Here is a 23959-nt window from a genome sequence, read left to right as displayed (position 1 = left end):
CTCCCTGAAATGGCAGCCCTTAAAACGGAAAGAAAGGACTGTTCAACATTTTTGTGAACCATCCTGGCTCATGGGCATTGGCATTATCGCCTAAAGCAATGTAGTCCACTCTGGCCTCCGCTATACGTTCAGAAGAGACTTTGTTGTCCGTGCTGATATCTTCCGGACGGACCAGTCCACTGATTCGTATCTGCTCCCGGCCTGAATTAATCGTCAGCCACTTATTTCCTTCGATACGCAAGGTGCCATTGTGCAGCACTTCAACCACTTTAACGGCCACACTGCCTTCCAGGCGGTTATTTCTACTGGAGCTCGTGGTACCACCATACTCTCTTGTTGGTTGAATATCCGAAGCCAATGACCAGCCACTGCCAAGAATGGAGGCACTGCTTCGTCCAAGCAATGTTGGGTCAGGAATGGAAATCGTCGTACTTTTATTGGTGCTGCTTCCGCCCCCCATACTGATATTGGTGGTTCCTTCCAGCTCAATAGTCAGAATATCACCAAGACGATAGGCTCTTCGGTCAGAAACCATAAGGCTGCTGTAACGGGCATTGAACAGGCTGCCAGTTGGAGGAATTTCAGGTTGAGGTACCGCTTCCCTGGTAGCCGTCGTGTTTTCCTTTGGAGTGTGCCTGCTTCCCGCCGTATTTTCCGGACTGATGGGTGGTTTTACAGGCTGAAGCTGGCAGCCAGCCAGAATCAGAGACAGTAACAGCAGCCACCCTTTCATATAAAGACTCCTTCCTCTATTTACAGCGCCTTGCAAGCCAGATCAGAGTGTCTGATTAACAAACTGCATCATTTCATCGGCCGCAGCGATGACTTTTGAGTTCATCTCATATGCCCGTTGCACTGAAATCATATTCACCAGCTCTTCTACGGTACTGACATTGGACGTTTCCAGGGTAAATTGCTTTAACAAACCCAGGCCTTCCTGGCCAGGCAGTGCCTCTATGGGGTCACCGCTGGCGGTAGTCTGCTGATAAAGGTTGCCACCCTGTGCCAGCAGCCCTGCCGGGTTAACAAAGTTAACCAACGTTATCTGGCCTACTTCCAGGGGATCTATCACGCCCTGTTGTTTCACCATCACAATGCCGTCATCACTGATGGTGATGCCAGTAGCATCGGCAGGAATGGTGATACCCGGCTCCAGGGGCAAGCCATTACCATTAACGATCTGACCATCGGCATCGATCTGAAACTGGCCATTCCTTGAGTAAACAGGAGTTCCATCCGGCTGCACAAATTGAAAGAAGCCATTGCCCACAATGGCCAGATCCAGCGCCTGGCTGGTTGTCTCATAATTGCCCGGGGTAAATACTTTCTGAGTTCCGGTCATTTTGACGCCAGTGCCAACCTGCAGACCGGAAGGTAACTCATTATCCTGATCATTCAGCGCTCCCGGCTGGCGCTGAATATGATAAAAAAGATCCTCAAAAGTCGCTCTGTCCCTTTTAAACCCGACAGTATTCACATTGGCCAGGTTATTGGAAATGATCGACATCTGCTTTTCCTGGGCTGCCAGCCCGGTTTTACTGACCCATAACGATGGATTCATTTCGGATCTCCCTATCCAGTCCTTTATGTATCAGACGACTATTGATCTCTAACCAAACGATCGCCTGAGGAGGCCATATCACCAGCAGCCTTCATGATTTTCATCTGCGCTTCAAACTGGCGGCTCAATGACAGAAACGACACCATTTCATTGAGCGCATTAACATTACTCGATTCCAGATAACCTGTTCTGAGGCGAACCTCGGGGTCGGCATCCAGTTCATCCCCCGCAGTGGCAACAAACAACCCATCGGCAGACTTTTGCAATTCGTCCGGCTCCGGGTTAACCAGCTTCAGCCGACCTACCTGAACCGGTTCATTGGCTTCTCCGGGCGGAATTATCGTTATTGTGCCGTCTATACCAATGTCGATAGATTGAAACTCCGGCAGCTGTATGGCACCCGCTTCACCCACCACCGGCAACCCTCCGGCAATGACCAGCTGTCCATCCGGAGTAACCTGAAGCTGCCCTGAACGGGTATAGGCCTCAGTACCTGCTGCGGTTTCGACACTTAGCCAGCCATCCCCGTTAATGGCGACATCCAGATTCCTGCCGGTGGTTTGCATAATGCCTGCATCAAAACTGCTGCCAAGACCACGGGCAACAGGCATTACCCGGCTACCAAGGCCATCGCCCTGAAGCTCAACAGCCAGACTGCTGACGAAGTCACGCCGGAAACCGGGTGTACTGCTATTGGCGAGATTATTGGCATGAACCTGCTGGGCCCGCATGGCCAGGTTTGCCCCGGCCGAGCTGATATAAAGCACCTTATCCATAGGTAATCAAGTGTCCGTCAGATGATATTCATCAAGGTCTGCGTCAGGTTATTGCTGGTTTCAATGGTTTTGGCATTGGCCTGATAATTACTCTGGGCTTCAATCAGTCTGACCAGCTGTGAAGATATATCCACATTGGACTGTTCCAATGCACCGGATTCCAGAGAGCCCATAATGCCTGAGCCCGGAGTTCCAACTAATGGATTACCGGATGCGAAGCTGGACTGCCATAAGCTGTCACCCATGGGAATAAGACCACTGTCGTTAGGAAAGTCAGCCAGTACAACCTGCCCCTGCGTCTGGGTCTGACCATTGGAGTACAACGCCTGTAAGATACCTTCCTGGGTAATCTGAATGCCGGTCAATGAACCGGGAGGAAAACCATTCTGTGCGACCTGGTTTACAGAAAAGTCCGCACCCAGCTGGGAAAATCTTGAAATATCAATATCCATGCTCATGGTACCAGCCCCGGCAAGACGAGAGTCTCCAGCGGCAATACCCAGCGTTATCGAGCCACCAGCAGGTGTTGCCAGACTGCCATCGCTGTTAAAGGAGATACTCTGACTGAGATCAGCCGTGGCAGCATTGTCAAAGTAGAGGTCTACCTGCCAGGTGTTATCTGCCGTTTTGGCAAAATAAAGACTGACGGTATGTGAAGCACCAAGACTGTCATTCACATCAAACGCCATGGTTGAGTTAAACGTACCGGGATCACTGGTATCAATCGTTCCGGTAAGCACTGATGCCCGGGCATCAAGGTTTGCTGAGCTACTCACCTGACTGGTTGCCTGGGCTGGCATGGTACTTTGGGCAATTCTTAAATCCGTCTGGGTTCCTGCCAGAATATTGCCTGAAGCATCAGCAGAATAACCTTGCAGGTTCATTCCCTGGTTATTGACCAGATAGTTATTGGCATCCAGTGAGAAATAACCCGCTCTCGAATAGGAAAGCTCCCCATTGTCGCTCACCATGAAAAAGCCCTGACCGTTAATAGCCATATCCAGGGCATTCTCGGTATAAGTAATACTTCCCTGGGCAAACTGTTGACTGATGTCTGCCACCTGAACACCCGCAACCTGACTGTTACCACCGGCTACCGAAGAAGCATAAACATCAGCGAACTCTGCCCTGGAGCTTTTAAATCCAACAGTATTGGTATTGGCAATATTATTGCTGACAACCTGAAGATCCTGCTGGGCAGCATTGAGTCCACTGAGCCCTATTTTAAAAGACATGTTTATCCTCCCTGATCGTTGTTTCCTGAAATGGTTTCAACATCTCCATTATTGCGCAGAGCTATTTATTCTGAGATGGCCTGAACCGATGACAGTGGATAGGTACCAAGGTTAGCCAGTTTCAAACTGGTTCCTGCGCCCGTGGTTTCAACACCGGATACGCGCCCACCCAGGGTAACTGCTGCTGCATAAGCCTCGCCACCACTGACCGCCGTGGCCGTTATGGTGTATTGTCCCGGGCTGATATCATCAAGAGTAAAATTAACTTTCCCACTGCCATGGGCTCCCAGAGACTGTGAGGCAACCTGCACACCATTGATATCATAGGCCCGGATCAATACATCATTGGCCGCTACCGGTATTTGCGCTTCACCCGTTACACTACCTGATTCGTCAAGCTCAACTCGATTGGTATTAACTTTTATATCTCTACCCACCAGCTGCGAGGCCCCTAACATTTGTGACTGCTGGAGTGAGCTGATAAGCCCATCAATACGATCATCAATGGAGTTGAGGCTCTCTACCGACGATATCTGGGAAAGCTGTGTCAGCATCTGGTTGGTGTCCAGGGGCGCTAAGGGATCCTGATTATTCAGCTGGGCTACAAAGAGCTCGATGAACTGATTCTGGTCCACCTGAAGGGAGCTTGAAGACGGTTGAACTGACGAACTGGAAGCATTATTTACCGGACTGATCCCTGTCACATATCACCTTTAGCGCTTATCCATGGGTTATCTGAATCATTCATTACTCAGCCAGTGACAGCAGCTTTTGCTGTAACTTTCTGGCACTGACCATCACTTCCATACTGCTCTGATAACTGCGTGTAGCTGATAACATATCTGCCATTTCCTGAATGACATTAATGTCCGGGTAATAGACATAGCCAGACTCATCCGCCAAAGGACTGCCCGGCTCATAACGGCGATTCTTATCACTGGGGGGCATTCTGAACACGTCGTCTATGGTAACCTGAGCAGACTCCCCACCACCCTGAAGCTGGTCATACACCGTAGAAAAAACAGGTCGCAATGGGCGGTATGCGGCTTCTGGAGAGCTGCCGGCACTGGACATATTGGCCAGATTACTGGCAATACTATTCAGCCTTACCGTTTGGGCATTAAGCGCTGAACCGGAAATTGCATAGAGATTATTCAATGACATATTACATACCTCCCCTGATCGCCAGCTCAAGCCCACTCAGTTTTTTTCTGACAAATGTCAGGCTGGTTTGAAAATCCAGGGAGTTACGGGCAAACGATGACTGCTCAACCCCAAGCTCAACGGTATTGCCATCACTGCTTTGCTGGTGAGGAATTCTATACATCAACGACTGGGTATCCGCCGTCAGTTTTAAGGCCCGTTGAGCGGCTTCCGCACCTTCTGGCTGATTCAATTGATGATTCAACACAGCAGAAAATTCGATATCCCGAGCCTTGAACCCCGGCGTATCGACATTGGCCAGATTACCGGCCAGTACCTCAGCCCTTAGTCCTCTGAATGCCAACGCCTGTGGATGAATACCCAACACTTTGTCAAAACTGATGGCCATATCAAGCCTGCCCTGTAAATTGTCCTGTAAATTGTTTCCTTGAGTACTGCACCAGTGCAAAATGAAATAATGATACCGAAGCACCAAACATATCAGGTTATCTGTAAAGCGCTGCGATACTTTATCAATTCCGCTTTTACTGTCGTGACAAGGCGACCTCTTTGCCATTTACATGTGCAGTAAATTCAGTCGGGGAAACCAGTATTTTTTCTTTCGGGCAGCCCTTTTATATAAATAACTGGTGATGCTTACACAATAGGAAACCGGGCGATGATACAGGGAGTATGCTAAAAATTCAGACAGGCATATAACGTGACAGAAAGGTATTACAATGATTGAACGACACAGAGCCTATGAATCAGTTATTGGCGCATTGGTCGCTGACGCCGCTGCCATGGGGTTTCACTGGTTGTACGATCAGGCCCTGATTGCAAAGTACGGAGGTGAAAGTCCCGAGTTTCATACGCCTGTCCGGGCAGAATACCAGGACAAGGGTTACTTTGCCCATGAAGGAAAACAGGCCGGTGAGTTTTCCCATTACGGCGCTCAGTTGCTGTCGATGCAGGATGCCATCATCGCCAATGGTCAATACTCGGAACAGAGCTACATAGAATCTTTCCAGAAATGGTTTGACTTTGGTGGTCAGTGGCAAGGTTATACGGATCATCCAACCAGGCAAACCCTGCTCAATCTCCATCAAAGAAAGAGCAATGATGAACCTCTTGCTGCCTGCGGTGCTGACGATACCCAGAATCCGGCATTATCAAAGCTACCACCTCTGATTGCTGTCCATGGCCAGGACCAGGACTTGATGGAAAAGGTAGAATCAGCAGTGCGTGTCACCAATAATAACGACAGTGCCGTTACCTTCGCCAAAGCTGTTACCATCATGATAAAAAGTGCTCATGAGGGCCTTTCACCTGAGCAGTGTGTGGAACAGGCAAAAGAAGTAAGCGAAGACATTACCAAGGCAATCAAAATCGCTGAATCAATGCTCAACCGCAGACCGAAAGAGGTTGCACAGGAAGTGGGAATGCACTGCAGTCTTGACGCCTCATTTATAGTGATTACCCATCTTCTGCTACAGGCCGAGAACTATGAAAAAACAGTGAGAGAAAATATTTACTGCGGAGGTGACAGTTGTGGCAGGGCTATTCCATTAGGTGCAATTTTGTCTGCATGTTTCTTCGGTTCTGATAAAGCCATGCCAACCTCCTGGATTGCACGAACCTCATTACCCGGTTCTGTGTTGCCCCCTGAATGGGAAGCCTTATAAGACAAACACTCAGAGTTATCCCATTATTTACCCCAAACAACTAAACTCAACTCGGGCAGCCTCCTATAAGCTGGCTCATCATTGACCTGGCTCAGAACCACTGCAAACTGCGGTCTTCTGGCTTTATAAGCCTCTTCTGCCGAAGCTGCCGGGGTGTCTGCATTGGCGAGGTTACTGGCGACGGTATTCAGCTTCAGGGTCTGGGCAGTCATTACCCGGAAATATCAAAGATGCGGTTTAGTGACACAGAAAAACCTGATAAGTAAATAATTGATGATACGCTGGCAGCAGTGGGTTCCACCACAACATCGGTTGGCGCACGGATGAATACTCTGGAAATGACACAAACGGCCAACGAAGAAACGGTTGCCATGACCACGGCGCTGAAAGGCTCACTGGAAGACCTGGACTTTGCCCGGGCAATCACCCAGCTGCCTCTGGCGCAGACGGCTTTGCAGGCCAGCCAGAAAAGTTATGGCAAGGTGAGTCAGCTGTCGTTGTTTAATTATATTTAATGGCTTCGGGCATGATGACATGGACGGTTGGAAAATAGCGGGTAAAGCGCCCTTTGTCGCGACTGATAAGGGGCCAGCTGCATACTGCGGCCTGGGCACCAATGTAGAAGTCCGGCAATACACCTTTTGTACCACCCCGTTTCTTGTATTGCACAAAAGCTTTGGCGGCCAGAAACAAGGTCTCATGGTTCAGTGATTGTTCGCTGATACTCAGGCTGCTCAATAGCTGCAGAACGACAGCGGGAGATTCCATTCCTGCACAGAGTTCAGAAAAAACAATGGGGTTTATCACTGGGCTATGAGTCTTCGAAAGGCGGCGGAACTGATCTTTAGACCAGTTATGCCAGCGACTTTCCCGATCCAGAATATCCAATATGACACAGGTGTCTATAAGCAGATTGGGCATCAGTGATCATCCCTCAGCAGTTTCATCAGCTCGTCAGCGCCCATGGTCAGACTGAAATCGTCGGCGGCTTTTTCTACCGGGTCGGAATACTCAACGTCAACTTTCTGAACCACGATTTCACCACGGTCATTCTCCAGAAAGCTGACCCGGTCACCGGGCTTAAGACCAAGGCTTTTGCGGATATTGGCGGGTATAGTGACCTGCCCCTGCGTGGTCAGTTTCATCATGGTATTTGATCGCTCTGAAATAACTTAATAAGTATTAAATTAATAGTTAATAATATATCGCTAAGTAAATTTTCACTTTCAGACATCAGCACTGGCACACCATTTCAATGAGCTTGATGTGAACAATCTCCGTTCACCCTGAGCATCCATCGGCTGCGCTCAGGACAAACGAAATTTGGGTACCATTGATAGAGGGAAACCATCAATTACATTGAAACCGTGTAATTGCAGGGTATTTGAATAATTCTTGCCCATCAGCTTAATGCCGTAATCACTCTCCGGCATTAAGCAGCCTGACCTGATAACCGGGAAATACCGAATCAGCCGACAACAGCTCCAACCCCTCGATTATTGCCTGGGCAATCAGCTGACGGGCCTGTTGGCCAAGCCGCACGTTATCATCCAGCCACCAGAGGAAAACATGGGTATCCAGTAACAGATGCCTGATGCTCATTCATCACCTTCAAACAGGTCGATAATATCGTCATCCGGTTGGTCAAAATCATCCGCTATCTCGATTTCTCCCTTGAATCGACCGGGTTGACGAGCTTTCTGCTCGCGATAGGGAATCAGCTCCAGATAAGGTTTGCCGGAACGGGAAATCACCACACGTTCACCGCGCCAGGCCAACTCACCCAGCTGCGACAGTCGGCTCTTGGCCTCATGCATATTGATAATGCGATCAGGGTTATGTTCCTTAGGAAAGGATTCAGGCATGTTGTTGTTCTCCGAGCCGTTTAGCTAAACTTGGCTAACCATTCCGAATCAGGCAAGTTCAGCAGCGGCCTTGTTCCCAGGCTCCTCGGCAGAACAAAGATAATAAAAAAATTTCAAAAAATAATGTAAGTAAATTTTATAAAAAACGACTTCTGTTGTGCAGGCAAGTGTTGATATCCATACCGTTCGCACTGAGCGGAGTCGAGGTGCGGTGCTCCCATCCTTCGACTCCGCTCAGGATGAACGGAGTTTGGGTGCCATTGATAGAGGAAACCCATCAATTGCATTGAAAGCGTGTACTGGTTATCAGTGCAAACAACACTTCTTGAATTTTTTGCCGCTACCACAGGGGCAGGGATCATTTCTGCCAACACCGGCAGGTGATGAAGTAAACGTCGATACTCGCTGAGACTGTTCACCCTGCTTTGGAGCCGTCTGATTGATCACCATATTCTCCAGGTTGGTTAACAGCTCGTTACCCTCTCCGGAATAGCAGCTCAACTGCCTTAATGCCGCCACAGCGTCCTCCAGATAGCAGTAGAATTCACCTTCCTGCTTCATCACCGACGTATTAATCACTTCCGGCGCAACACCGCAGCGTAATTTCAGTTCGTCCAGGGTGATGTAATAGGTATCCGCCCACTCTTTTTCGTAGAGGTCTTTTAGGGCCGCCATAAAAGACTCGGGCTGAGTGTTATAACAGGCCTGGACCCAGGCATTCCATACCTGATTCTTTTCCTGCTCAAGACCGTACTCATACAGCTGATGCAGATAGGTCGTCAACACCTGAAGCTCCAGGTCTCCCTGTTGATAACGAACCACCAGGGCTCCCAGTGCGGCATCCCGGACGTATTCATCAATGCTGCTGTTTTCAATAATGGACTGCAGGGGGCGAATATCGCCGGGACATACGGTGGCAAAAATCTGGCTCAGACGATCACAAACCACTTCGTCAAAGTCATCCCCAATCGCCACATTCTGTTCAGAACTCATGGAGCTGAACAGATCAACGACAATGGGCCACGCCGCTGGCTCACGAAACTGCGTTAACAGATAAAGGGCATGAAGTGCCAGACGGCTTTTTGCCGATGAGCTGCTGCGCTGGCCACGTATTTTCACCGCTTCCAGCGCCTGCAGGAGCATGGGAGTGATCTCCTGCCGATGTTCTGTGGCTTCTCTCAAGGCTGGAAGAGGCAACTCACTGGAAACCCGGGAGAGGCTTTGTTTCAGTCTGGAGAGATCCTCGGTAGAAAGGGGCATAACCAGTTAATCCAACGTATTAAAGAAATTGACCGCTAGGATAGACCTTCACGACATCAATATACAGCCTTTGAAAGCTTCACCCGGATATTCCTGACGGCTTCTTCCCATAAGCCTTATTTCTGATGGACTCTCCAGGTTTTTTAATGCTCCCAACATCATCCCAGCTGTCCGATAATTTCCACCTGAAGGTCATCAGGGATCTCCTGAAACGACAATATGGTTAATGACCTGTATTGCGCGATGCGGCTATACCGGGAAAGCAGAGGCCAGAGCTGGGGTGAGACCAGCAGTACGGGTTCCACCTGTTGTTTATGGGCCTGACTGACCAACTCTGGAATATTATTCTGCAATTGCATCGACAGGCCGGGCTCGATAACGAAAGACTCTTCTGAAAACTGCGGATCTCGTCTGGCCTGCTCTCTGGCCATCAACAACATTTTTTCCAGTTCATGCGACAGGGTAAATACCAAAAGCTGCTCCGGCAGTGACTGATGATTGATCAGTGGGTCGATAATCTGCCGTCGCAAGGTGATACGAACCAGACTCAGTAGCACCAGAATATCCTGCTGTGGCCCTGAAGAAGCAAGTAATGTGGCGGCAATGCGTGGGCTGTCAGCAATCGAAATATTATCAGCCAGCAGTCGCTTGAGAACTTGCATCAATGTGCCCGGAGGCAGTTTATCCGGAACCAGTTCGTCGCATAGCTTCGGTGAGATTTGTCGGAGATGGGTCAGCCAACCCTGAGTCTCTTCGAACCCGAAGAGATCGTCGATATGATTTTCGATCATCCTGCCGACATGGGTGGTAATCACGGTAGCACAATCAACCACGGTATAGCCGGCCTGCAATGATGCCTCCCGTTCAGTCTCTGGAATCCAGTAAGACGTCAACCCATAACAGGGGTCTTTGACCGGAGGTGCAAAAGACAGAGGCCGGGCATTCTCCAGGGCAATGGCCAGTAATTGATCCAGATGCAGTTTAAAATGGTCAACGGTAACGTTATGCAGCTGAATAGAATAACTGTCCGGGTCCAGATTCAGGTTATCGCGTATATGAATCATTGGTATCAGAAAGCCGTATTTTTCCGACAATTCCCTTCTCAGGTGCCTGATCTGACTCGCCAGCTCACCATTCGTTACGTGACTGGTTACATGGCTGATTCCATGATTCGCAGGGTTCTTACTCAGCAGTGATATCACACGATAGCCAATATTCAGGCCAATGGGGTCAACAACCGATATATCCTGCCATGTGAGTCGCTCCCTGGTTGCTACGCTGCTTTCATCGCCTTTGCCAGCCAGTGCATGCTTTCGTTCAGTCGTTCTTTCCATGGATATACGTCGATAGATAAACGACATCATCAGTAGGCCCGGGATCACAAAAGCCACATGGGGCATGCCCGGTACCAGACCAATCACAACCAGTACCGCAGCAGCGACCATCAACGCCCTGGGTTGTCCGATAATTTCCTGTCGAACCTGCTGGTTCATGTCCACAGCCCCGGATATACGGGTCACCATAATGGCGGCCGCGGTGGATAACAGCAGAGAAGGGATCTGGGCCACCAGCCCGTCACCAATAGTCATCAGCCCGTAAAGCTGAACGGCTTCGGTACCGCTCATGTCATATTGCCAGACGCCAATGCTCACACCGCCCAGAATATTGATGAGCAAAATCATCAACCCGGCAATGGCATCACCACGGACAAATTTGCTGGCACCATCCATAGCGCCGTAAAAATCCGCTTCACGGGTAATATCTTCCCGTTTCACCCTGGCCTCATTGTGGTCAATCACGCCGGAGTTCAGATCAGCATCAATGGCCATTTGTTTGCCTGGCATCGAATCGAGCACAAAACGGGCAGTCACTTCCGATATACGACTGCCACCTTTGGTAATAACCACAAAGTTGACGATCACCAGAATCAGGAAAACCAGTAAACCAACAAAATAATTACCGGCAATCACCACGCTGCCAAATGCCTCAATCACCTTACCTGCCGCATAGGGTCCGTTATGACCATTGATCAGCACCACCCTTGTTGAGGCAATATTCAGGGCCAGCCGCAGCAAAGTGGCGACCAGCAACAGTGTCGGGAACAGGGAAAAATCCAGGGGGCGGTTAATGTAAATGGTAAGAATCAGCAGAATCAACGACAGGGTAATATTAAAACTGAACAGGAAGTCCAGTAGAAATGGCGGAATAGGCAACATTAGCATGGCCAGAACCACCAGCAATAGCAGCGGTGTCGCCAATAAGGAAGCCTTTGAAGGGGTCGGCAGGAGCAAGCCGGTACTGCTCATTACGGATTTCCTGTGCCTGATGAATGCTGGTATTTTTCAGGTATCTGTATATTCGGTGAGCTGGGACAGAAGGTACTTTGGTGAGTGCGATAACGATCAAGTTGATAAAGGTAGACCATGATTTTTGCCACCGCCTGATACAAATCCGGGGCAATTTCCTGATCAATGTCAGTATGATAATACAGGGCCCTGGTCAGCATGGGCTGAATCAGTACCGGCTTGCCCGCCGAGCGCCCGATGCTGATAATCAGTTCTGCCATATGGTCAACCCCCCGGGCCACCAGTACCGGAGCCCGATAACTGTCCGGATGATATTTCAATACCACCGCAAAATGGCCCGGATTGGTCAGCACAAGATCTGCACCGGGGATAGCATCCAGCATTTTCCTGCGCGTCACTGCCGCCAGTTTTTGCCGTGCCTGTCGAATCCTCTGCCGGGTTTGTGGCGAGCCATCTTCGTTCTTCAGATTGTCTTTGACTTGTTGTCGTGTAAGAAGCTGTTGTTTCCGAAGGCGGTGTTTTTGCCACACAACATCACCAGCGGCAATGACCATAAGTACACAGGATAATCCCAGTCCGGTGGACAATAACAGCGTTAATGCCCGGGTTGCTGCCATCGGCACAGGGTAGGTGCGCAGTGCCATGATTTCTGGCAGTCGGTAGCGGATAATCAAAAAAAGCGCCACGGCCAATAACAGGGTTTTTAATGATGCCCGCACCACCTCAGCCAGCCCCTGAACAGAACAGATCCGCTTCAACCCTGCCACCGGATTTATCCGCCGGGCTTTTGCTGCCACGATGGTCAGACTGAAGATAAAGGGGCCGGAAATCAGGGCACCAGCGGTGACACTGAATACAATCACCAGAGACATGGTGATCATGACCGCCGGAAATACGGAAAATGCCGTCTGCAGACTGTCCATAATCGATGCCTGGGAGGCATCATTCAATGGTGCGTCAACCTGTGCCAGCATGGTTATAACGGTGTCAATCTGATCAAAATAACGGGAATTGCCAAGCAGTAAAAAAATGGCCAGAGACTGCATGGCAATCATCAGATCTCTTGACCGGGAGACCTGTCCCTCTTGCAGGGCTTTCTTTTTCTGCCGCTCGCTGGGTTGCTCCGTGGGCTCACTGCCCTGCTCTTGCTGTTCGGAATTCATCACTTAGCCGGACAGGAGCAACCCAAGAATCTTCAATGCATAGTGGCTGTGCTGTTCGACCACATAAGGCACCTGAAGTATATTAAGGCTCAACAATACGATTCCGGCCAGAACAATCATGGGGAAGCCAAGGGTTAACAGATTCATCTGTGGTGCTGATCGCGTGATGAAACCAAAGGTGAGATTGACAATCAGCAGACAGACAATAGCGGGCAGGGCTATAAGCAGCCCGGCCCCGAACATCCAGCCAGTCATGGTGATCAGGGCTGGTACTCTGTCGCTAATCATCAGAAAATGCCCGATGGGTAATGCATGAAAGCTGTTAATAACCACCATAAAGAACAGCAGGTGGCCATTGATCAGAACAAAAAGAAGCTGAGCCATAACCTGATAGATACGGGCAATCACGGTAACACTGATACCATTGGCAGGGTCGCTCAGTTCTGCAAATCCCAACGCCATCTGCAGGCCGGTTAAATGCCCTGCGAGGGTAAACACGCTGAAATAGATCAGTAATACCGCGCCAAATAACAGTCCGGTAATAAACTCAGAACAGGCTGCAAGGACAAGGCTCAGTGACAGGTCGGTAGTCATTGCAGATGACAGTTGCAACATGACGGCCACAGACAGTGCTAAAGCCAGCAGTAAGCGTGCTGAGAGAGGTAACCACTCCCGGGTCAGCGGACAGGTCATGACAAATCCGGAAATACGACAAAACACCAGTAAGTAAAGCACAATCTGATGTGACAGTTCAGAAAGTGCCATACCGCTCACTGACTATTCACGATGGCAACAAAAAACTCAGTAAAGATGGCACTTAACTCCTGAACCAGCCAATGCATTGACAGTGACAGCGTTAACAATGTGATAAGCAACCGGGGCAGAAAGCTCAGGGTTTGTTCAGTTACCTGAGTTGCCGCCTGGATAATGCTGATCAGCAGGCCCACCACAAGACCGGGAGCAATCAGCACCAGGGCCATCCAGGAAACACTCCGCAACGCATTGGCAAACATGTAGACCGCATCGTCAGGTGACATTTACTGTACCCCACGTCGTAAATAACGTTCTGACACTCCCCGCTACCCGAAATGCCGGAACCGTCCGTGCTATTGTGGGAAGCGAGCGGCAACCTTTTCCCAAACAGCCTCTCAGGTAGAAAAGCTCCTGATGGTGCCTGCCATAATAAGACCCCAGCCATCCACCAGAACGAACAGCAACAGTTTAAAGGGGAGAGAGATCAACATCGGCGAGAGCATAATCATGCCCAGTGCCATAAGAATACTGGCAACCAGCAGGTCAATAACCAGAAATGGCAGCAGGATCATCAGCCCCATCTGCAGGCTGGTTTTAATTTCACTGCTTAAAAAAGCCGGCATCAGTAAGGAAAACGGAATATTCTCGGGCACCACATCCGGTTTATCGCCACCGTCGTCGACAGGAGAAATTTCACCGGATAACACCAAAAATTGTTCCATATCCACCTTTCGGGTTTGCTTCAGCATAAACTGGTGCAGTGGCCGTCCTGCGACTTCTATCGCTTCTCTGAATGGCATTCGCTCTTCCAGGTAAGGTTCGACCGCCTGTTCCCGGATCTCGTTAAATACCGGTTTCATAATGAATACTGTCAGGATCAGTGCCGAGGCAATCAGCACCCGGGTAGGTGGTGTTTGCTGCAACCCAAGTGCCTGGCGAAGTATCGCCAGTACGATCAATACCCGGGTAAAGCTGGTGGTTACCATCAGCAGGCCGGGGAGAAAAGCCAGTACCGTCAATATTATAAAAATCTGCAGGTTAACCGTGTAATCCTGCTGATTATCACCGGAGGTGACGGATAACAACGGCAACTGAGGGGATGCCTCAGAAACTGTGGGTAAAATCAGCAGCAAGGCCGTAACGGGTATCCGCAAACCACGGACATAGACGGCAATACGCGAGACACCTGACAAGACATCAATATCAGAGGATTTCCAGAATGCGCAGGCCATAATAATCCCCTGTCCGAACCACTTCGCCACGGGCAAACAATACCCCATTTATCATGACATCCAGTGGGTCATGTTCCCGACGGTTCAGACAGACGACAGAACCTGTGTGCAGGTTAAGAACATCGGTAATGGCCATACGTTTGCTACCGACATTCAGGGTCATAGTAACTTCTAAAGCTCCGACAAGACCCAGGTTTGACGAAGTAAGCCCGGCCAGGGGCTCTTCATCAGGTTCCTTATACGAATCAGGCTCTGCATCGTCCGTTATCGCTGGTTCCAAACTATCATGTTCTACTGACCCTGACGTATTATGGTCTGCTTCATTATTATCAGGCTCTTCAGGAACGCCTGCTGATTTATCGTCCGTCATCCCATTTACGGGCTGTACATCAGAGCCCTTCAACACTGGTTGATCAGAAGAGTCATGCTGAACGTATTCCTTCGCAATATCCGATGCTTCCGGATTAATTAACGTTGCATGCTCTTCATCAGCTGAAGGCTCTTCATCAGCTGAAGGCTCTTCATCAGCTGAAGGCTCTTCATCAGCTGAAGGCTCATCATCAGCTGAAAGCTCATCATCAACTGTAAGCTCATCATCAACTGAAAGCTCATCATCAACTGATGGTCGTGAGTCGTTCACTGACTGTCCTCTCCTCTTAAACACTCATTGATTACCACAGTAAGAAGCCCTCCATGTTGCCCTGTCGTTCCTCGAAACAGGAGAGCATTCTCCACTCTCATATGTGATTTTCCGGGATGGGGTATCGATAGAACGTCACCAACGTTCAGATCACATAATTTGCTCATCGGCAAAGACAGTGGCTCAAGATCAACGGTAACATCGACCTCGATTTTGCCAAGAAACCTCAGGATGCGATCCCGGCATGGCTGCTTTGAACCTGTTTCGTCAACCATTACCTGCTCTACCATGGCACTGGTAAAAGCATTGACCGGGGTATAGAAGCAAACAGGGACTAACCATGGTGAGTCAGCGTATGCCGGGTCATGAAACTCAAGATCAAACTGATTCAGCAGACAGTCATCTGCGAATGAAGCAGGGGTTATCAGTGATCCCCCCATCCATTGGGCCAAAGAAGAGAAGCCAGTGTCTGATACTGGGCAATAGGGCGAACAAACCGCTGTCCTCCAAACCTCTGCCAGAGCACTGGCAACCTGATCCATCAGTTGTTTACCAATCCTTGTGAGCTTTCTTGTAACAGCAGGGGGAGAGCTGTCTGACGAAGAGTCATCTGGTGCTGAATCCTCAGCCCCGGCAACCAGGGAAGCCAGGCTGCCACCGAAACAGAGGACCGTGAGAAAGTCAGGTAGTCGCTGATCTAACAGTAAAAATCCAAAGCTGGGTTCACGGCAGATTTCCGAAGAAAAATGCTGATCGTCAAACGGGAGTTGAAAACGATAAAGAGTTTGTCTTGGCAGCTGCTGTAATTGGCTAATCGTCGTATAAATATCATCATTTAAATGACAACGGGCACCAATCATCGGGCTTTCAATAATCTTCTTCAAAGCCTTCAGTAACTTATCAGAAAATGACAGTGAAAGCGTCTCCAGCTTCTTTGTCATACGCAATACCGATGGGGACATCTGATGCAGATAACCACGCTGTATATGCCCTGAATCACTGCTGCCATCAGTCCTGCTATGTACCAAATTGTGATCCACAACACGACCCGGGGAACTAAACTCTGTAGAAGGCATTCGATACTTCCCATCAATAGCCTCCTGAAAAAGTAGTTCATACTGTTTTTTTTTCCATCCTGCCGGACAGAACCCTGTGCTAAGAATGTGCTATGAATGTGGTATGAAACAGATGAGTTTTTTACTGTCAGTTAGACTTACTAACTCTTTTATCTTCATGGCATTATTATCAATCCTGTGCCATTCGCCAGTCTCTGCCAGCCTCTATGATGTGGTTATGGATGATATTGACTGGCAACTGCATGAAAAAAAACACTTTGAATGTCGTTTATATCAGAAAGTACCATTATTTGGTGGCGTTTCTATTATCGCTGAAGCAGGACACCAACAGTCTATTGAATTAGAAACCTCGCTCTACCCGGCACGGCCGGAATCAGTACAGGTATGGATCATGCCCCAACCATGGGGGCACTATTCAAAAGATTCATTCGAAAGCGCATCAGAAATTTATCGACCGGGCCGACACGGCCAACAACTGCTGATCACTGATTATTTTTTGTCCGATAATTTTCAGGCGAAAGGTCTTCAGGTGGCACTGAAAATGCCGGTCAGCCAATTGCTTGACCGGCTTGATAGCCGCAGTTATTTGTCAGTTTATATTGTTAAAAAAATGTCACAAAACAGCAGTCCTGCCAGTAACACCATTGAAGTCAGAATTCCCACGGTGGGTATGTTGCCAGCGATGAAAAAAATGTCAGAGTGTATTGCCCGCTTACTGCCAAGAAACTTCCGACAGCTGCATCAATACAACCTTCATTATGCCCTGGGACAGTTTTTGTTAAATAACCATCAACGACAGTGGTTATTAGATACTGTGCGCTATGTAGCGGTGGATAAAAACATCAGCGAAATTACCATTGATGGTAATACTGATAATACGCCCTTCAGTGACAGCTATGAAACCATTGACCGGTTACAAAATCTGGAACTGTCAAAAAAGCGGGCTGATGCTGTGCGCAACCAGTTGGAACAATACCTGAAGGAAGCCAAAATTGGCCGACCTGTCAACGTCACTGCCCGTTATCATGGCGAACGTTACCCCGTGGCCAGTAATTCGACCGCTGCCGGACGATATAAAAACAGACGAGTTGAGGTTACATTGTTGCAGGATGCCAACAAGAGCCCAATGGAAGAGTCTGAAGACCCACATTAACTCACTGTCTCATAAATCATGGCAACTACCGGTAAACAATCTATCTTTAAAAGGATTCAAACACTATGTAAACCTTGAGTGTATTGAAGTAATAAGCGACTGCTTAAGTATGCGAGTAAATTACCAATGCCCATTCCAGCAATGATATTGCCTCCAGACAGTACATTCCAGGTGCAGTCACCATCGGAGTTCTTGCCAACCCCCATCAGTGGTAACGCTCATCAACCTGAGCCTTTTTCCCATGTTTTTACCACCCTGTTGAATCATACCAACAATACCCAGCTTCAGGCAGAACAGCACATGGCTGAACTGGAAGCGGGGCAGGATAATTTGATTGAAACGGTGATGTCGATTCAGAAAGCGAGTCAGACCATGAGTATGCTGATACAGGTCAGAAACCACATTGTTGAAGGGTATCATGAAACGTTTAACCAGCAGGTTTAGTTAAATCGTCGTCTGTTAATAGTAAATCAAGTCATCAGAACTGTTCGATTCCGTTTGATTTCACCTCCTCCCCTGAACCGGATAAGTAGCTGGCCATATGGAATCGAATATTTCTGGCTACTTGGGCTGGTACTATGCGAGGCACAACGGAGGGAGCATAGCCGTGGCTATGTGACCGGAGTTGTAACGAAGCAAAGTGCCAGCACAAGGAGTCAGAAATATACGATTTCATATGGTTAGCTACTTAGGTTGTCGTAAAAAACCAGGCCCGGGTCTGAATTGAATCACTGATGGACAAAAGGTGGGCAAAACGGTGGATAAAAGCACCTCCCTGCAATCGTCAGAGGTTATCAGTGCGACATCTAAAAAATACTGGCACCAGTTGCATGGCTGGTTTGCGGCAATATTGAAAGGAACGCCTGAAGGCTCCGGCACTAACCAGAGACTGCTGATACTGCTGGTGGTCAGTGCCTTGCTGATTGCCGTGCTGATTAATACGGCCCTCTGGTGGCATGACCGTGACTTCCGCTCGTTGTATGGTTATGGCGAAAACTACAATATGGCAGCAATCATCGACATTCTGGATAAACAGGGAATTGGCTACCGAATCAACCCGGACGATGGGCAGCTACTGGTTCACGCTAACCAGCTGTCAGAGGCGCGCATGGCTATGGCCGCCGGAGGAATTATCGCTCCTGGCGCAAAACCATGGATGCCAGAGGCATCAGCTATGGGCAGTAGTCGTTTTGTCGAGCAAATGCAGTTTCTGGGTTCGCTGGAAATGTCGTTATCCGAAACGATCAGTGGTATCAATGCGGTTCGCTATGCCCGCGTGCACTTATCAGTCCCTGAGCAGAGCGTCTTTTTCAGGAGCAGCCCGGCGGCCAAGGCGTCGGTGTATCTGGGACTCTACAGTGGCATGCGGCTTCAACCGGATCAGGTTGAAGGTATTATGCGCCTGGTGAGCGGCAGTATTGCCACACTTAATGAACAGGATGTCACGGTCGTTGATCAATATGGCAATCTGCTCAGCCAGGCGATTGCTACTGCGCTGATCACTGGCAGTGATGGCACAGGTCATGCCTATCTTAAGGCCAGAACCCGTATTGAAAGCCATCTGGAGCTGCAGTTATCGAAAATCCTTGATGCTGTGGTCGGCCCGGGTTACTACCGGGTCGATGTCGCCGCTGATCTGACATACGACAAAATAGAACAAAACTCTGAGCAGTTTGACCCAAACACCATGGTGTTACGCAGTGAATCGATCGAGTCTGGCAGGCCATTTTTGCTGGACAAACCAGCCACCATCGGGCAAGCACCTGCGGTTCCTGCTCTCGGGACACAAGCACCGGGATCCGGACAGGAAGAAGTCGGTAAACAGAAGGTGATTCGTAATTATGAGGTCAGCCGCCAGATCAGCAACGAAACCCGATATCCCGGCCAACTGAAGCGATTAACCATTGCCGTGGTCATTGACGATGGCAGGTTAAAACCCGAAACAACGGTTCCTGACAGTGAAGCAAGGCTAACGACACTGATCAAGCAAGCTTCAGGATTTGATGCATCCAGGGGAGATACCATGAGCCTCGCCATTCTCCCTTTTGCCAACGTCCCGCCGCCTCTGCCCACTACCGACCAGAAGAGCTTCCATCGCTGGCTTGACCTCGGTAACAAAGTTCTGCAATTGATATTATTGGTCGCACTCCTGCTGTTTATAGTCTTGGGCTGTCGAAGGCTCTTACGTGCTCACCGGTTGTCATCGCCCGGGTCGACAGACAGTGTCAGGGCCACCGTCTCCGGTATGGCGGATCAGCCCGGGTCATCAGTGGCCAATAACGAAATACCCGCTGACCGGCCTCCGGTCACTCTGGAGGAGCAGGTTGCCCGATACCGGGAGCTGGCTCAGGATGAGCCGGAAAAAGTCGCTGCCGTATTAAAAGAGTGGATCAAGAGGAATCACGTTAATGGCTGAGTCAAAAACAGAGCAGCCTGAGCGCTCACAGAACCTGACCGGTAGTTATGGCTCTGGGGAAGAGGCCGCCGTCTTTCTGTTATTACTGGGTGAACAGGCTGCTGCTAACGTGATAAAACATTTCACTCCAGGTGAAATAAGAGTTATCAGCCAGTATTCTGAAAAAATGCGGGTAAAGAATCGTGACCAGCTGATTACGATGTTGAATCAGTTTGAGCAGTCTTATGCCAATGTCAGCCTATTGTTAGGTGATTATCAGATCCAGATGCGGCAGGTCCTGCAAAAGGCATTGGGTAAAGAACAGGCTATCTGTCTGGTAAATCCTCCTGACAGCCACCGGGAGCCGCTGACCGGGCTGCAGTTAATGAAGCCGGAGCTTCTGGCTGCCATGATCAAAGATGAGCCGGAGCAGTTTCAGGCAGCCGTGCTGGCCTGCCTGCAGTCGGATCAGGCCTCGGATGTCATTAACCTGCTTCCCCCGGAACGAGTGCAGGGTATTCTGGAAAGGATTGCCCATATTAGCAGCTTGTCCCAGGCGTCTGTGCAGGCCATTGTCACCTTTCTGCAATCCTTTCTTAATGAACAGGCGATTGATCGCTTACTGTCCGTTAACGGTGAGCAGCAGGTCGCTAACATTCTGAATCTTTTTGACACTGAGTCAAGGGAACAGGTGCTTTTCAACCTGAAGCAATCTGACAGCGCCATGGCGTTGCGAATAGAAGAACAAATGCTGGTATTTGCCCAGGTCACTGATCTTTCAATGGAGAACATTGCCAGGCTGATTGCCAGGGTTGATCCAGCGGATTTAGCCATGGCGCTTAAAGGGGAAGCGGAGGAGGTTCGTCATCATATTTATCAGTCCATGAGTAAAAGAGCGGCTAACTACCTGCGGGAAGAAGTAGCGGTATTGGGTGCCGTTCCACAGAGTAAAGTCATAGAGGCGAGGCGTAGAGTGGTACAGGTGATGGATGATCTGTTGAAAAGCGGAGAGATTGAAATGCTCCGTGGCAATGAAGTAATGCTGGAGTAACCCGATGATAAAGACCACAGCATGCAGACAAAGCACTGAAATACAGAGTGCTGGCTGGAATAAAACCCGTGATGATGAGCCCACTCCATCGGACTCCGGGTGGACAGGAAAGGAACTCTCAGAACCTGAACAGCATTGCGTCCAACGCTATCAGTTCCCACCGTCAGGTTATCAACAGGACCAATGCACCGGGCAACAGACGCCTGCGCAACCACCGACCGGTATTAACTTTCAAATGCTGCGGGAGATTGTTCGAAGGGCCCGGCAACGGAACATTGACCATCGTCGTAAAGCAGAAGACATCGGGTATGCTGAAGGTCAGCAACGTGGCTTACAGGACGGCTATCAGGAAGGCTATCAGAATGGTTTTGAGGCTGGACACCAGGCTGGAATGCATGAATCACAGATGGAGCAGAAAGCCAGCGCGGAACAATGGCTGACTCTGATGAATAGCCTCTGGAATGAGTTGTACAACCTGCATCAATCAACCCTGCTGCATTTAGGCCAACCGCTGATCGGACTGATCAGCAAAGTGGTCAGGCAGGTAGTAAACCATGAACTGGCGACCTCGCGAGCGTCAATTCATCAACTGATTACCGACTCTATGTCCATGCTTCCGGACATTAAAGGAGGGCAACTGGTGATCAATCCTGTGGATCGCCCTCTGATAGACCCGATTATCAAACAGTTACCCGAGGGCTGGTCTATTCAGGAGGATGACGGTCTAACAGCAGGTGGCTGTCGTCTGGTTACCGATCTTGGCGATGTTGATGCCACGGTGGAAAGTCGTGTTATGGCTTGCATTGATACTGTGCATGAACAGTTATTAGTGGAAAGTTGATGCGATCGTGTCCCTGTTATCACTTCCCTCCCCTCCGGTTGACATAACCGACCATACCAGAACCAAACTCTGGGACCGGTTAATCCGACAATTGATGTCTGCCGGAGAACAGGTCACCATGCTGACGCCTCAGCGCTCGTCCGGTCAGCTGATCAAGGTATCCGGGCTTATCATGGAGGTAGCGGGCTGCAGAATGCAGACCGGTCAGCGGTGTCTCGTTCAGGGAAGTGGTGGTCTTACTGTAGAAGCAGAGGTTGTTGGCTTTGACAGAAATACGCTGCTGCTGATGCCGATTGAGTACCATGACGGGTTATCCCCCGGCGCGAGAGTAACCTCGATGGGGGATAACTCATCCATTCTGGTGGGTGATGCCTTGCTGGGACGGGTTATTGACGGTGCCGGCCGACCACTGGACAGCAAGCCAAAGCCTGCAGGTAGCGCTAATATCCGCCTTCACAGTCATCCTATTAATCCACTGCAACGATGCCCGGTTGCCACCCCATTAGACGTCGGTGTACGTTCTGTTAATGGATTACTGACCATTGGCAGAGGGCAACGTATTGGTCTGTTTGCCGGCAGCGGTTCAGGCAAAAGTACGCTGTTGGGTATGATTGCCAGAAATACCAGCGCTGATATTGTGGTACTGGCCATGATTGGTGAAAGGGGGCGGGAAGTTGGCGATTTTATCCGACAGAATATCAATAACCATTGTCTTCAGCGCTCAATTGTTGTTGCCGCCCCTGCCGATCATTCACCGGTCATGCGGCTGCGAGCTGCGCTGGTGGCACACCGTATTGCGGAGTACTATCGGGATACCGGACATCACACCCTGTTATTAATGGACTCCCTGACCCGCTATGCCCAGGCTCGCCGGGAAGTTGGTCTGGCTACCGGTGAACCACCCGCAGCCAGAGGATACCCGCCATCAGCATTTAATATGATTGCCCGGTTAGTTGAGAGGGCGGGTAATGGCTATGAATCCAGTGGTTCATTAACGGCCTTTTACACCGTTCTGACTGAAGGGGAACAGGATACGGACCCCATCAGTGAATCCGCCAGGGCAATTCTGGACGGCCATCTGGTACTCAGCCATGCATTGGCAATCTCCGGGCACTATCCAGCCATTGACGTGGTGACCTCCATTAGCCGGACGATGCCGCAATCCGTATCCGATGAACACCTCAAGATGTCGTTAACCTTCCGACGACTATTAGAAAAAGCCCGTGAAGGGAGTGAATTAAAATTACTGGGGGTCTATCAACCGGGTAATGACCCTGATATGGATATGGCCATGGCTGCTGAGCCGGGTATGCTGGGGTATTTGCAGCAAGGTATCGAACAGCGAGAGACGTTGGAAGACAGTGTTCAGCAGTTAAAAGCGTTAATTTCCGGACTTCGTCATGGCCATCAGCAAAAAACTGATTAACCGCCTGCTCCGTCTTGAAGAGCTGCAACATCAACAGCGACTGAGTGATCTCCGTCGCCAGCTCGAAGTACTGGAAAAGCATAATCGATTGATCGAAACGCTGGATACGGCAGGCAGTGAGACTGTGGCCGAAAATATTCAAACCGGGTCACACTTTACGGGCATACAAGTCATCAATCGGGCAATGTTTCACTGGCAACTGCTGAATAGCTGGCAGCTTTGCATTGAGGCACGTTCACAAAAGATCGACTTAATCAGGACTCAATCGAAAGAGATCACTGTGAAAATGCAGCGACTTGAACGATTGCGCCAGCGTTGCAAGTAATGATGCTCTCTTAGCTGACAGGCAGCTTCCGAAGCAGGCTTGAGTTGTTACTTTTTACCAAACTTCCCGTAGT

The 23959-nt window shown here is 49.6% G+C and carries 28 protein-coding genes and 1 pseudogene; 9 read left to right on the top strand and 20 right to left on the bottom strand.

From position 1 onward, the window contains the following. Positions 1-19: 19 nt before the first annotated feature. The 7 genes from J7439_RS05300 to flgB form a co-directional block, all read right to left on the bottom strand. On the bottom strand, positions 20-733 hold the full coding sequence (locus J7439_RS05300; RefSeq protein WP_209200790.1) for a flagellar basal body L-ring protein FlgH: 714 nt from the start codon (positions 731-733) through the stop codon (positions 20-22). Positions 734-775: 42 nt separating this feature from the next. Beyond that, the gene (gene flgG, locus J7439_RS05295; protein ID WP_101746810.1) at positions 776-1561 is read right to left on the bottom strand and encodes a flagellar basal-body rod protein FlgG; all 786 of its coding nucleotides are present in this window, start codon (positions 1559-1561) and stop codon (positions 776-778) included. Between the two features lie 38 nt (positions 1562-1599). Beyond that, entirely contained in the window at positions 1600-2337 is a 738-nt protein-coding gene (locus tag J7439_RS05290; protein ID WP_209200789.1) for a flagellar basal body rod protein FlgF, read from the bottom strand. Positions 2338-2354: 17 nt separating this feature from the next. Beyond that, complete coding sequence (gene flgE, locus J7439_RS05285) at positions 2355-3572, bottom strand: flagellar hook protein FlgE (RefSeq protein WP_209200788.1); 1218 nt, start codon at positions 3570-3572, stop codon at positions 2355-2357. A 65-nt stretch (positions 3573-3637) separates the two neighbouring features. After that, complete coding sequence (locus J7439_RS26925; protein WP_209200787.1) at positions 3638-4276, bottom strand: flagellar hook assembly protein FlgD; 639 nt, start codon at positions 4274-4276, stop codon at positions 3638-3640. A 43-nt stretch (positions 4277-4319) separates the two neighbouring features. Further along, positions 4320-4736 carry a flagellar basal body rod protein FlgC gene (gene flgC / locus J7439_RS05275; RefSeq protein ID WP_209200786.1) on the bottom strand — a complete coding sequence of 139 codons (417 nt, stop codon included), beginning with the start codon at positions 4734-4736 and terminating at the stop codon, positions 4320-4322. 1 nt (position 4737) lies between these two features. After that, the gene (gene flgB, locus J7439_RS05270; RefSeq protein WP_101746835.1) at positions 4738-5124 is read right to left on the bottom strand and encodes a flagellar basal body rod protein FlgB; all 387 of its coding nucleotides are present in this window, start codon (positions 5122-5124) and stop codon (positions 4738-4740) included. A 331-nt stretch (positions 5125-5455) separates the two neighbouring features. Here flgB and J7439_RS05265 point away from each other — a divergent pair, with 331 nt between their 5' ends. Continuing rightward, positions 5456-6400, top strand: coding sequence for an ADP-ribosylglycohydrolase family protein (locus J7439_RS05265; protein WP_209200785.1), 945 nt, complete (start codon positions 5456-5458; stop codon positions 6398-6400). 89 nt (positions 6401-6489) lie between these two features. Here J7439_RS05265 and J7439_RS05260 read toward each other — a convergent pair. Then, positions 6490-6612: pseudogene (locus tag J7439_RS05260) on the bottom strand (flagellar basal body protein); the annotation flags it as partial. Between the two features lie 111 nt (positions 6613-6723). On the opposite strand from J7439_RS05260, the gene J7439_RS05255 reads away from it, so the two are divergent. Continuing rightward, positions 6724-6915 carry a flagellin gene (locus tag J7439_RS05255; protein WP_286196596.1) on the top strand — a complete coding sequence of 64 codons (192 nt, stop codon included), beginning with the start codon at positions 6724-6726 and terminating at the stop codon, positions 6913-6915. On the opposite strand, the gene J7439_RS05250 is transcribed toward J7439_RS05255, so the two are convergent. From J7439_RS05250 to J7439_RS26915, 12 genes are all read right to left on the bottom strand, one after another. After that, positions 6902-7321 carry a type II toxin-antitoxin system VapC family toxin gene (locus tag J7439_RS05250; RefSeq protein ID WP_209200782.1) on the bottom strand — a complete coding sequence of 140 codons (420 nt, stop codon included), beginning with the start codon at positions 7319-7321 and terminating at the stop codon, positions 6902-6904. The genes J7439_RS05255 and J7439_RS05250 overlap by 14 nt on opposite strands. Further along, positions 7321-7548: an AbrB/MazE/SpoVT family DNA-binding domain-containing protein gene (locus J7439_RS05245; protein ID WP_209200781.1), complete on the bottom strand. Its 228-nt coding sequence runs from the start codon at positions 7546-7548 to the stop codon at positions 7321-7323. Before J7439_RS05245 ends, J7439_RS05250 begins: the two co-directional genes overlap by 1 nt. A gap of 271 nt (positions 7549-7819) precedes the next feature. After that, a complete protein-coding gene (locus J7439_RS05240) occupies positions 7820-8002 on the bottom strand; it encodes a PIN domain-containing protein (protein ID WP_209200841.1) in 183 nt (60 codons plus the stop codon). Next, positions 7999-8265: a type II toxin-antitoxin system Phd/YefM family antitoxin gene (locus J7439_RS05235; protein ID WP_209200780.1), complete on the bottom strand. Its 267-nt coding sequence runs from the start codon at positions 8263-8265 to the stop codon at positions 7999-8001. Before J7439_RS05235 ends, J7439_RS05240 begins: the two co-directional genes overlap by 4 nt. A gap of 306 nt (positions 8266-8571) precedes the next feature. Beyond that, complete coding sequence (locus tag J7439_RS26320; RefSeq protein ID WP_286198210.1) at positions 8572-9525, bottom strand: DUF1186 domain-containing protein; 954 nt, start codon at positions 9523-9525, stop codon at positions 8572-8574. A gap of 158 nt (positions 9526-9683) precedes the next feature. Continuing rightward, complete coding sequence (locus tag J7439_RS05225; RefSeq protein ID WP_209200779.1) at positions 9684-11831, bottom strand: flagellar biosynthesis protein FlhA; 2148 nt, start codon at positions 11829-11831, stop codon at positions 9684-9686. After that, on the bottom strand, positions 11831-12994 hold the full coding sequence (locus tag J7439_RS05220) for an EscU/YscU/HrcU family type III secretion system export apparatus switch protein (RefSeq protein ID WP_286198216.1): 1164 nt from the start codon (positions 12992-12994) through the stop codon (positions 11831-11833). Before J7439_RS05220 ends, J7439_RS05225 begins: the two co-directional genes overlap by 1 nt. Before the next feature lie 3 nt (positions 12995-12997). Beyond that, positions 12998-13759 carry a flagellar biosynthetic protein FliR gene (gene fliR / locus J7439_RS05215; protein WP_209200777.1) on the bottom strand — a complete coding sequence of 254 codons (762 nt, stop codon included), beginning with the start codon at positions 13757-13759 and terminating at the stop codon, positions 12998-13000. A 5-nt stretch (positions 13760-13764) separates the two neighbouring features. After that, positions 13765-14031 carry a flagellar biosynthetic protein FliQ gene (locus J7439_RS05210; protein WP_209200776.1) on the bottom strand — a complete coding sequence of 89 codons (267 nt, stop codon included), beginning with the start codon at positions 14029-14031 and terminating at the stop codon, positions 13765-13767. Between the two features lie 111 nt (positions 14032-14142). Continuing rightward, positions 14143-14979: a flagellar type III secretion system pore protein FliP gene (fliP, locus tag J7439_RS05205; protein ID WP_209200775.1), complete on the bottom strand. Its 837-nt coding sequence runs from the start codon at positions 14977-14979 to the stop codon at positions 14143-14145. Continuing rightward, entirely contained in the window at positions 14951-15619 is a 669-nt protein-coding gene (locus J7439_RS26920; RefSeq protein WP_209200774.1) for a FliM/FliN family flagellar motor switch protein, read from the bottom strand. The genes fliP and J7439_RS26920 overlap by 29 nt, the downstream gene beginning before the upstream one ends. Beyond that, positions 15616-16659 (bottom strand): FliM/FliN family flagellar motor switch protein, encoded by a 1044-nt coding sequence (locus J7439_RS26915; protein ID WP_209200773.1) that lies wholly within the window; start codon positions 16657-16659, stop codon positions 15616-15618. Before J7439_RS26915 ends, J7439_RS26920 begins: the two co-directional genes overlap by 4 nt. Before the next feature lie 193 nt (positions 16660-16852). On the opposite strand from J7439_RS26915, the gene J7439_RS05190 reads away from it, so the two are divergent. The 7 genes from J7439_RS05190 to J7439_RS05160 all read left to right on the top strand — a co-directional run bounded on the left by J7439_RS05190 (position 16853) and on the right by J7439_RS05160 (position 23886). After that, on the top strand, positions 16853-17848 hold the full coding sequence (locus tag J7439_RS05190) for a MotY family protein (RefSeq protein WP_209200772.1): 996 nt from the start codon (positions 16853-16855) through the stop codon (positions 17846-17848). Positions 17849-18019: 171 nt separating this feature from the next. Further along, a complete protein-coding gene (fliE, locus tag J7439_RS05185) occupies positions 18020-18292 on the top strand; it encodes a flagellar hook-basal body complex protein FliE (protein ID WP_209200771.1) in 273 nt (90 codons plus the stop codon). A 313-nt stretch (positions 18293-18605) separates the two neighbouring features. After that, positions 18606-20264, top strand: a complete 1659-nt coding sequence (gene fliF / locus J7439_RS05180; protein WP_209200770.1) for a flagellar basal-body MS-ring/collar protein FliF — start codon at positions 18606-18608, stop codon at positions 20262-20264. Continuing rightward, a complete protein-coding gene (locus J7439_RS05175) occupies positions 20257-21294 on the top strand; it encodes a flagellar motor switch protein FliG (RefSeq protein ID WP_209200769.1) in 1038 nt (345 codons plus the stop codon). Before fliF ends, J7439_RS05175 begins: the two co-directional genes overlap by 8 nt. 4 nt (positions 21295-21298) lie before the next feature. After that, a complete protein-coding gene (locus J7439_RS05170; protein ID WP_209200768.1) occupies positions 21299-22135 on the top strand; it encodes a FliH/SctL family protein in 837 nt (278 codons plus the stop codon). Between the two features lie 94 nt (positions 22136-22229). After that, positions 22230-23561, top strand: a complete 1332-nt coding sequence (locus J7439_RS05165; protein ID WP_209200838.1) for a FliI/YscN family ATPase — start codon at positions 22230-22232, stop codon at positions 23559-23561. Next, positions 23536-23886, top strand: coding sequence for a hypothetical protein (locus tag J7439_RS05160; RefSeq protein ID WP_209200767.1), 351 nt, complete (start codon positions 23536-23538; stop codon positions 23884-23886). The genes J7439_RS05165 and J7439_RS05160 overlap by 26 nt, the downstream gene beginning before the upstream one ends. Positions 23887-23959 lie beyond the last annotated feature (73 nt).

Source organism: Salinisphaera sp. G21_0, from assembly GCF_017744115.1.
GTDB lineage: Bacteria > Pseudomonadota > Gammaproteobacteria > Pseudomonadales > Endozoicomonadaceae > Endozoicomonas.
The sequence above is the reverse complement of the archived record's forward strand: the minus strand, read 5'-3'. Positions and strand labels throughout refer to the sequence as shown.